Origin of the sequence: Paenibacillus popilliae ATCC 14706 (genome assembly GCF_000315235.1) — a bacterium.
Lineage (GTDB): Bacteria > Bacillota > Bacilli > Paenibacillales > Paenibacillaceae > Paenibacillus_B > Paenibacillus_B popilliae.
In genome coordinates this window covers 25971-35558 of the sequence record NZ_BALG01000244.1, presented here as the reverse complement: position 1 = coordinate 35558, position 9588 = coordinate 25971, and the positions used below count along the sequence as shown (strand labels likewise).

The 9588-nt window shown below is 51.3% G+C and carries 11 protein-coding genes and 1 pseudogene; 3 read left to right on the top strand and 9 right to left on the bottom strand.

Going from position 1 to position 9588, the window contains the following annotated elements; genetic code table 11:
- On the top strand, positions 1–493 hold a 493-nt coding region (locus tag PPOP_RS15210), incomplete at its 5' end, for an endonuclease (RefSeq protein WP_006287435.1).
- 51 nt (positions 494–544) lie between these two features.
- Positions 545–1021, top strand: a complete 477-nt coding sequence (locus PPOP_RS15205; protein WP_006287434.1) for a S8 family serine peptidase — start codon at positions 545–547, stop codon at positions 1019–1021.
- A 108-nt stretch (positions 1022–1129) separates the two neighbouring features.
- Here PPOP_RS15205 and istA read toward each other — a convergent pair whose 3' ends face one another.
- A complete protein-coding gene (istA, locus tag PPOP_RS15200) occupies positions 1130–1675 on the bottom strand; it encodes an IS21 family transposase (RefSeq protein ID WP_052516629.1) in 546 nt (181 codons plus the stop codon).
- A 14-nt stretch (positions 1676–1689) separates the two neighbouring features.
- Between istA and PPOP_RS26015 the strand changes: the two are divergent.
- Positions 1690–1851 (top strand): annotated as a pseudogene (locus tag PPOP_RS26015) (ISL3 family transposase); the annotation flags it as partial.
- Positions 1852–1926: 75 nt separating this feature from the next.
- Here PPOP_RS26015 and PPOP_RS15195 read toward each other — a convergent pair.
- The 8 genes from PPOP_RS15195 to PPOP_RS15160 form a co-directional block, all read right to left on the bottom strand.
- On the bottom strand, positions 1927–2424 hold the full coding sequence (locus PPOP_RS15195) for a VanZ family protein (RefSeq protein ID WP_006287432.1): 498 nt from the start codon (positions 2422–2424) through the stop codon (positions 1927–1929).
- A gap of 152 nt (positions 2425–2576) precedes the next feature.
- Positions 2577–3014 carry a peptidylprolyl isomerase gene (locus PPOP_RS15190; RefSeq protein ID WP_006287431.1) on the bottom strand — a complete coding sequence of 146 codons (438 nt, stop codon included), beginning with the start codon at positions 3012–3014 and terminating at the stop codon, positions 2577–2579.
- A 124-nt stretch (positions 3015–3138) separates the two neighbouring features.
- Complete coding sequence (gene lysA, locus PPOP_RS15185; RefSeq protein ID WP_006287430.1) at positions 3139–4479, bottom strand: diaminopimelate decarboxylase; 1341 nt, start codon at positions 4477–4479, stop codon at positions 3139–3141.
- A gap of 157 nt (positions 4480–4636) precedes the next feature.
- Complete coding sequence (locus tag PPOP_RS15180; protein WP_006287429.1) at positions 4637–6256, bottom strand: spore germination protein; 1620 nt, start codon at positions 6254–6256, stop codon at positions 4637–4639.
- A gap of 237 nt (positions 6257–6493) precedes the next feature.
- Entirely contained in the window at positions 6494–7249 is a 756-nt protein-coding gene (gene sigF, locus PPOP_RS15175) for an RNA polymerase sporulation sigma factor SigF (protein WP_006287428.1), read from the bottom strand.
- 11 nt (positions 7250–7260) lie between these two features.
- Positions 7261–7710, bottom strand: a complete 450-nt coding sequence (gene spoIIAB / locus PPOP_RS15170) for an anti-sigma F factor (RefSeq protein WP_006287427.1) — start codon at positions 7708–7710, stop codon at positions 7261–7263.
- On the bottom strand, positions 7707–8060 hold the full coding sequence (gene spoIIAA / locus PPOP_RS15165) for an anti-sigma F factor antagonist (protein ID WP_006287426.1): 354 nt from the start codon (positions 8058–8060) through the stop codon (positions 7707–7709). Before spoIIAA ends, spoIIAB begins: the two co-directional genes overlap by 4 nt.
- Positions 8061–8150: 90 nt before the next feature.
- Positions 8151–9380 carry a D-alanyl-D-alanine carboxypeptidase family protein gene (locus PPOP_RS15160; RefSeq protein ID WP_006287425.1) on the bottom strand — a complete coding sequence of 410 codons (1230 nt, stop codon included), beginning with the start codon at positions 9378–9380 and terminating at the stop codon, positions 8151–8153.
- Positions 9381–9588: the final 208 nt, after the last annotated feature.

Genomic DNA, 9588 nt, shown 5'->3' with positions numbered 1-9588 from the left:
CCTTCAGATGTCTTGCTTCCACCCATCCTTGGCCATGCACCCAGAACGGATGCTCCCCGGTTGTCGTGATTGGAATTCCTTTGACGGTAATATGGTCTCATACAGCAGTATTGATCTGTCTACTACCGATTCAAAGGCATTATTTCGTTCGCTTAACGAGCTGTTAACCCATACGCACGAGAATCAGCTCAACTACGGAAGCAGCGGTCAGCACCTGAAAACCTGGGTAGATTTGCACTCGGATGGAACTTTTCGAAGCATATATTCCGGCAAAGAAGCCGACCCGGTTTCCGTATTAAAAGAAGATCAACAATTCCTTCAGCAGAAGGATGTAACGAGTGAAGGCGGCTTACCGCTTAATATTGAGCATGTTGTTCCACAATCCTATTTCAATAAACGCGAACCGATGAGAGGTGACCTCCATCACCTCTTTTATTGTGAGATCGACTGCAACAGCTATCGCGGCAACAAGGTCTATGATGAGGTATGGTGATCAGATTAAGCCGGAGTTTAGAAGCAAGTTTAACGTTCGAGTCTTGTTGGAATGACTGACTTTCGAATACCTAAGTATGAAGTATTAGCACAAGAAGAAACGATTCACGAGATGCCTGTTGGTGTTCAGATGATAAAAGCAGAACAAATCTGGCAAGAAAGCCGCAAAGGCGAAGATGTTGTTGTCGCGGTAATCGACAGTGGTTGTAATGTGCAGCATGCCGATCTGAGCAGCAATATTGTAGCAACTCGCAACTTCGTTGCTTCTGAAGGAGGAGATAGTGATGTCACTGACTTCAGCGGTCACGGCACACATGTTGCAGGTACGATCGCGGCTGTAGAGAACGGAAACGGTGTTATCGGTGTAGCGCTGGTCGCCAAAGTTATGCAGCGGATTAATAGCTGGAGGCGTGCAATTCGGCGCGCATTTTGCTGCTGGAGTTGTTCCAGGGTGAGGGATTCCGATTCTTTTTTCATAAAAGAGAGATTCGTCAGGAGGGCGGAAAAATCCTGCTGGAAAACGGATTGAGCCCAAATTGTTCCTGTACCATAGCGGCCAGCCCATCAATGGATTTGCGCAGATGGATTCATTGTGACTGATTTGACTTGCTATGCACAGGTGGGATTGGTTTGACGCTTACGTCTCGCCATTCTCGTCCTGCCCGTTTACGACCGTTTTCATATTGTCGTAGAGATAGTTCCTGGTCATGCCTCCGAAGTACTCGAAGGCTCTCGTGTGACAGCCCATGAGCGTATCCAGGCGCTCGTCTTCCGTGAACTCCACATCCATCACTCGGGAGAAGCCGAGTACCATAACAAACGCATACAACCGTTTCAACTTGCCGTCATCGTCAACCTTGAAATGTCCCCAGTCCATCTGCGCTTGCTCGCCAGGCGCCGTCTCGAACCGCTCCGTCGCTTTCGATTGAATGGACGGTCGCAGCGGCTGCATGAAGATTCGAAGAATGGTGCTGCTGCCGGTGTAGCCTTTCTCCCGGATCTCGTCCAGAATGACTCTCGCATTCAGACAGCCTTCCGCCATACGATGGCGTATATACCCTTTGTAGGCATCCAGCTTTCCTGCTGTCGGCTTGCGCTTCGGGTATACGCCTGGCTCATCCGCCTGCAGCCACTTCCTGATCGTCTTGCGATCCCGTCCCAGCTCGTCTGCAATCTGAGTCATGCTCATGCCTCGGGGAGGATGAAATCGTGAACTACCGTCGCTGCCGTTGGACTAACGCAACCGTAGAAGGACGCCACAATCGCATCAAATCGTATCAGCTCCGACACTACTTTACACGTAATCGGGTTTGTTGCAAAGCTGGCATTTTAATTAACCGACACCGCTTATTAGGCTGAAAATATCAACCACTAATTTTTAGATTCAGCCCACAGTTATAGTGATATTTTCACAGGCGATTGACAGTCTATTCCTCACCTTACCCTTCTCCACCGGGCCGCGATCAGAATCGAATAGGCAGCCACCGCGAGCGCTACTCCAATCGAGTCGACCGCCACATCGGCGAGATGTCCGGTCCGACCAGGCACGAATGTCTGGTGCCATTCATCGGAGCAAGCGTATAAGATGGCAATCATTCCGCTTCCCGCCGCTACCAGGCCCTTCGAACGGAGGCGTGGCGACAGCGTCAAGATAAGCAACAGCGTCAGCAGGGCGAATTCGGCGACATGCCCGCATTTGCGGATAAAAAATTCGACAAAATGGTAGGGCTCCCGCCACGACACAAGGCTCCCGTCATAGAAAAATTCCCAGCGCGGAAGATAGCGTAGCAACTGCTCTTCGAAGACGAAGGTGCCGAGCGCCGGCTTTATATCCTGAACCGAATACGGTTCGGCCGATTTCATGAAGATAAATGCCATCCAGGCGATGGTCAAAATGAACCACAGAAGGCCTAACCGGCTTTTCTTGCGCATAGATTCGCGTGCTCCTTTCTGCGTATAGCTTTCCAGCACGTTTCTCTCTATCTCTGCATATTCAAACTTGGTCAGCTTGAAACAAATCGTGGTATTTCCCTCTGAATCCTAAAAAAACTGCCCCACAGTTGACGGGAGCAGGGAGGCGAAATTTAGCCTTCTACGACGCGGACTTCCTTCATTTTGTCGCCTTGCTTGATTTGGTCGACAACTTCCATTCCTTCTGTAACTTTACCAAAAACGGTATGTAACCCATCCAAATGCGGGAAAGCCGCATAGGTGATGTAAAATTGAGAGCCGCCGGTATCTTTGCCGGCATGTGCCATCGCAAGCACACCGCGCACATGCTTGTGCGGATTGTCTTGCGTCTCGCACTTGATCGTATACCCCGGTCCGCCCATTCCGGTTCCTTGCGGGCATCCGCCTTGGGCGACGAATCCCGGAATGACGCGGTGGAATGTCAACCCGTTATAGAAGCCCTCATTCGCCAACTTCTCGAAATTGTCTACCGTTCCCGGCGCTTCTTTCTCGTGCAATTCGATTTTGATGGTACTGCCATTTTCCATATCAATTTGTGCATATTTGCTCATTATGTATGAACTCCTTTCCTATCTCGAGGTACGCAGACTGTCGTTAACGATTATACGTGATTTGGGCGCAAAAAGAAAACAGCCCCGCTCCGCCAACTTGCAGACGAAATGCGGGGCGTCGAAATTAGCGGCCAAGCGGCTGCGATTCGCGTTTTTCCAGCCGTGTCGGAATCAGATCGCAGCGGACAATATCTTTATGCGTTTCGCGGCGGACGACAAGATCCGCTTCGCCCCCCCTGACAAAGACGACAGCCGGGCGCGGAATCCGGTTATAATTGCTTGCCATCGAATAGTTATAAGCTCCCGTGCATGAGACGGCCAGCAGATCTCCGGCCGATACGGATGGCAGCGACACATCTCGGATGAGCATATCGCCGCTCTCGCAGCATTTGCCCGCGATTGTTACGACTTCATCTGCCGCATCCTTCGCACGGTTGGCAACCATCGCTTCATATTTCGATCCATACAGCGCCGGGCGTGGATTGTCAGACATGCCTCCATCCACAGCAACATACTTGCGAACCCCGGGGATATCCTTAATCGAACCGATGGTGTATAGCGTCGTGCCGGCTTCCCCGACGATGCTGCGGCCCGGCTCGATCCAGATCTCCGGCAATTCGCTGTAAAGCGGGCCGAAGTGCGTTCGCACCATCTCCGTAATCGCCTTCACATAATCCCTGACAGCCAGCGGCTTATCGCCTTCAACATAGCGAATGCCGAAACCACCACCCAGATTTAAGACCCGGAAGACGACATTCATCTGGCTGCGCACGTTGGCCGCGAACTCCGCGACACGCTGTATAGCCATCCGGAATCCTTCCGTCTCGAAAATTTGTGATCCGATATGAGAGTGAATCCCGAGCAGATGCAAGCCTTCCGCATCGGATACTTGCGCCACGGCCTGTAGCGCCGTTCCATTCTCGATATCGAAGCCGAACTTGGAATCCGTCTGCCCGGTTGAAATATATTCATGCGTGTGGGCTTCAACGCCGGGCGTTACGCGGAGCAGGACCGACACTTGCTGACGCCGCATTTTGGCTAATGCATTCAGCAGGTGCAGCTCAGCGAAGCTGTCAACGACGAAGCATCCGATTCTGGCGTTGAGCGCCATCTCGATCTCGTCTTGCGTCTTATTGTTGCCGTGAAAATGGATGCGTTCGGCAGGAAAGCCTGCCTGCAGCGCCGTATGCAGTTCCCCTTCAGATACGATATCAAGGGACAAGCCCTCCTCGTCCACGATGCGGCACATGGCCATCACGCAGAACGCCTTGCTCGCGTAGGCAACCTGGAAGTTCAGCCCCGACTCGCGAAACGCTTCTATATATTCGCGAGAGCGTGTGCGAATGAGCGCCTCGTCCATAATGTACAACGGTGTTCCGAACTGGTTTTTCAAGGTGGTCACATCACAGCCGCCGATTTGGAGGTGGCCGGATTCATTGATCGTACTTGTTCCATGTAAGTGCATCGTCTTCCTCTCCCCATTTCCTCATCCACACACTGGATCTCCCAGCACCATGAAAAATATTACACAGAGTATACCAGTCCATTCAATACGTAAGAATGGACTTTTGTACGTAACATTTGCATTTTATCTTTATCCTAAGTAGTGTCATTCTCTACGTCTATAGCTCGCCATTATTCCGATTGGAGGGGTTATTCGGCGGCATCTTCGTACTATCGCGCGTCATGTTGAAGCTCGGCCGCGTCTTCATGTCCAGCACCGGCTGGCGAAACAGAATGTTGAACATCGCCTTGGCGTTGAATGGGATAAACGGCCAGAGATAGGACGAATTATAGGAACGATGCAGCGACAACCAGAGAATGTACAGCGTAGTACCGATGACCAATCCCGGCACTTTGAACAACGCTACCAACATGAGCAGAATAAGCCGGACAATGCGGTTGGCCAGCCCCAGCTCATAGCTTGGAGTGGCGAACATGCCGACCGCTGCGACAGCCATGTACAAAATAACCTCATTCACGAATACGCCCGTCTTTACCGCAATATCCCCGATTAATATCGCCGCTACAAGTCCAAGCGCCGTTGCCAATGGGTTCGGCGTATGGACAGCCGCCATACGCATCAAATCAATACCGACTTCAGCCAGCAGGAACTGTAGGAAAATAGGCAGCTTCGCCATTTCATGCGGACCGATAATCTGCAAAGCGGCCGGTTTTATCCCGGGTTCAATGACCATCAGCATCCAAAGCGGCAGCAGGAACAAGGAAGAAAATATGCCGATGAAGCGAATCCATCGCATATAAGTTCCCATGAACGGCGTCGATCGATTCTCCTCCGCGTGCTGGCACAGATCGAAGAACGTCGTCGGCAGTATCATGACAGAAGGCGATGTATCGACAAAAATGACAACATTTCCGTCAAGCAAATGTGCCGCCACCACATCCGGTCTTTCGGAGTATCGAACGAGCGGATACGGGTTCCAGCTTGTGTTGACGATGACCTCCTCCAACTGCTTGTCGGCGAGCGGCAGCCCTTCCAAATTGACCGCCTTAATCTTTTTGCGAACCGCTTCTACCTGAGTCATGTCGACGATATCATCAATATATGCAATACATACATCCGTTAGCGTCCGCCTTCCGACCTGAATGATCTCATATTTCAAGCCTGGATCGCGAAGCCGCCTCCGGACCAGCGTCACGTTCGTGAGCAGCGTCTCGGTGAATCCGTCACGGGCGCCGCGCACCACCCGTTCTAACGAAGGCTCCTCCGGATTCCGTGACGGGAACGTCTTCACATCCGCCACGATCACTTCTGCCTCATGCTCGATAAAGAAGGCACTGCCGCCGGCAAGCACCATATTGATCACTTTGCTGAGCTTGCCTACCTTCTCTACCTGAATATGAGGAATAAAGCAATCAATAAATGCCTTTAGCGCGTTTGGGGTGATCGATTTTTTGTCGAGGAACGTTAGACGTGCCAAAATAATCGTCATGACCTCGTCCTTGGCAAAGCCATTCAAATAAAAGAGGCCGACCCTCCGACCACCAAATGTCATCTCGCGGAAAATTACATCAAACGAATCGGTAAAACCGACGACCTCCTTCAAAATCTTCTTCGTTTCCTCCAGCTTCTTCGGAATATCATCATTTCCATTCCAATACGCGATCGCCTCTACAAGCGTATTCGAGACTTCGGTCAAACCGGAAGAACCGTTCGAAAAAGGTGAAGGTTGCAGTTCCCCTTCCGTCTGAGCCGACGCATGCGTCTGCTGCTCCGTCATTGCCAAAAACCTCCTATCGGCATGTTGATCTATACTCTTTAGTATGGTTGAGTTTCATTGCATTATGAGGAAAGATACGGGTAGGAAACATTTGCATCGGTTTGAGGGCTTGGTCTGCGCCTGCAAGCTTGAAATGGGCTTGGCTGAAGTCATTGAGCACGCCGCAGGCATTCATGCCCGTAAAGACGGCCTGGTAGAGAAAAAGACACCGCAGGAATACTCCTTGCGGTGTCTGCTTTATTGTGCAATTTGCGCTTTGATGGACTGCAATATTTTTTTCTCCAGTCGAGATACTTGCACCTGGGAGATGCCCAGCCGGCCGGCTACTTCCGACTGCGTCTGGTCGCGGAAGTAGCGTAGATAGACGATGAGCCGTTCCCGTTCGCTCAAGCCTTCAATCGCTTCATTCAGCGCGAGCTTGTCGAACCAGCGGTCCTGGGAATCATCCGCGATCTGATCCATCAAGGTGATCGGGTCCCCATCGTTCTCGAAGATGGTCTCGTGAATTGAGCTCAGCGGCTTGTTCGCCTCTTGGGCGAAGACAACGTCCTCCGTCGAGATGCCCAGTTCGTCCGCGACTTCCTTAATGGTAGGCAGACGATCGAGCCGCTTCGAGAGCTCGTCTTTCATTTTGCGGACCTTGTTTGCCATTTCCTTCAAGGAACGGCTTACTTTGATCGTCCCGTCATCGCGCAGAAAGCGCTGAATTTCTCCGATAATCATCGGCACGGCATAGGTGGAAAATTTAACATCATAGCTCAAATCGAATTTGTCGACCGATTTGAGCAAGCCGATGCAGCCGATTTGGAACAAATCATCCGGTTCGTACCCGCGGTTAATGAAGCGTTGCACGACCGACCATACAAGCCGGATGTTGCAATTGACCAGCGTTTCGCGAGCCACGGCATCACCCGCTTGGCTCAGCGCTATCAGACGCTTCACTTCTGCGTCGTCCAAATAACTTTGCGACGATTGCCTCACATCAGCTTTCATGGCTTCAACCCCTAATTGTAGAGCGCTTTTTTAGATTCGATGCGCTTTTTCATGCGGATGGTGGTACCGGCGCCCAATTCGGTTGTCACTTCAAATTCATCCATGAAGTTCTCCATAATGGTGAACCCCATGCCCGAGCGTTCCATGTCCGGCTTGGATGTAAACAGCGGCTGTCTAGCCAGTTCGACATCTTCAATGCCATGACCTCGATCGGAGACCGTCAGCATAATCTGGTCGCCCTCAATCTCCGCCGTAATCCATACGATGCCTTCCGGATTGTTGTCATATCCATGAATGATGCAGTTCGTCACCGCCTCGGAAATCACGGTTTTCAAATCCGTCAGTTCTTCCAGGGTCGGATCCAGCTGTGCAACGAAGGCCGCCACGGCTACGCGGGCGAAGGCTTCATTTTCCGAACGACTCGAAAATTCCAAAGACACTTTGTTCGAAGGTCCACTCATGATACGTCCTCCAATTCAAGGAGCGCCTGGCGCTCGTTATCGTAGACATGCATGATTTTGAACAAGCCCGACAGTTCGAACAACCGTCGTACGGCAGGGTTCATCTCGCAGACCGCCATTTTTCCGCCTCTGCCCTTAATCTGCTTGTATCTACCGAGAATGACCCCCAGACCGGAACTGTCCATAAAGGTTAATTCGTTCAAGCTCAATACGACATGGTTCACCTGTCCGCGCTGAATCGCCTCATCCAACTGCATACGTACAATTTCCGAGGTATGATGATCCAGTTCCCCCCTCAGACGGGTGATCAGTATATTGCGCCGGCGTTCGAATTCCACCTGCAAGTTCATGCGATTCACTCTCCTTCCATGTTGACGAATACCATTCGTCACTGCCAAACCCAATTCCTGCTTGGCGACAAAACTAGAAGAAGCACGCTGTTATTTGACAAAAAACAACTTTCCGCACGTCCGTTTGAACAGTGTCCACCAGCCAGCTTTCGCTATAAATTCGTTTGCTTCGACAGGGTATTCGCGAATCGCTTTACCCCCTTGATACACAACAATTTTGCCAAGCGACTGCCCTTTCTCGATCGGCGCCTTGATGGATTCCGGAGACTCCAGATTGAAATGGACGTCATCCTTGGATCCGCCCTTTTTGAGCAGAACATGATAAGGGCGCTGAGCTACCAGATCAAGCGACTCAACTATCCCTTTTTCTACCCGAATACTGCCGATAGTATCACCCTTTTTGAGAATCGGGACGTTTATGTACTGGGTAAACGCGAAATCGAACATCTGCGTCACTTCGGCATTGCGCGTCTTCGTGTTCGGCTCGCCAAGCACGACCGCGATTACACGCAGATTGTCCCGCTTGGCCGTAGCAGACAGGCAGAACTTCGCTTCCGAGGTGTATCCCGTTTTCAGCCCATCCGCTCCCTGGTAGAACCGGACCAGCTTATTCGTGTTGACAAGCCAGAACTTTTTAGCGGTGTTCTGGCGCAAGTAATCTTCGTAAGTCCCCGTATATTTTGTAACCCCCGGGTATTGAAGCAAGGCTTGGGACATTTGAGCGATGTCATACGCGGATGTATAATGATTGTCCGCAGGAAGGCCGTTGCTATTCTCGAAGTGGGTATCCTTCATGCCGAGTTCTGTGGCCTTCTCATTCATCATCTGCACGAATGCTTTTTCCGATCCCGCAATCTTCTCCGCCATGGCGACCGAGGCATCGTTGCCCGAAGCCATTGCAATTCCCTTCATCATCTCATTAACCGTCATTTCTTCGCCCGGCTCGAGGAAGATTTGAGAGCCACCCATTGATGCCGCATGCTCACTGGTCCTGACTTTGTCCGTCAGCTTCAGCTTGCCTTCATCTATGGCTTCCATCACAAGCAGCATCGTCATTATTTTCGTAATGCTGGCCGGCGGCAGCCGCTCATGGCTGTTTTTCTGAAAAATAATGGTACCCGTATCCGCATCCATCAGCATGGCCGAGCGTGCATGTTCCGCTAGTTGTACTTCTGCTGTGCCCGTTGATGAAGTGGCCTCACTAGGCTCTTCCGTTCCGGTCCATGGCGGCACGTCGGCGAACGCTTGAGCGGCGCCGGTTATTATCAGGCTTGCGCTCAGTAATGCGGAACATGCCGCTTTATATAGCCTATTCTTCAAAGCAGTTCCCCTCCTTACAAGAATTGTTGCACAACAGAGTGGACGGGTCTATCCTCCGCCAGATGTGCTTAGTTTCAGTCTTGTCTGATTGCAAGCAAAATATTCCACTATTTCTCCGACAGGTACTTTCATCGATACGCTTCTACGTACGGATTTCGCCATACGCAGGTATCCTAGCTACTCGAGGACTTGGCTCCTCCCGCGACCA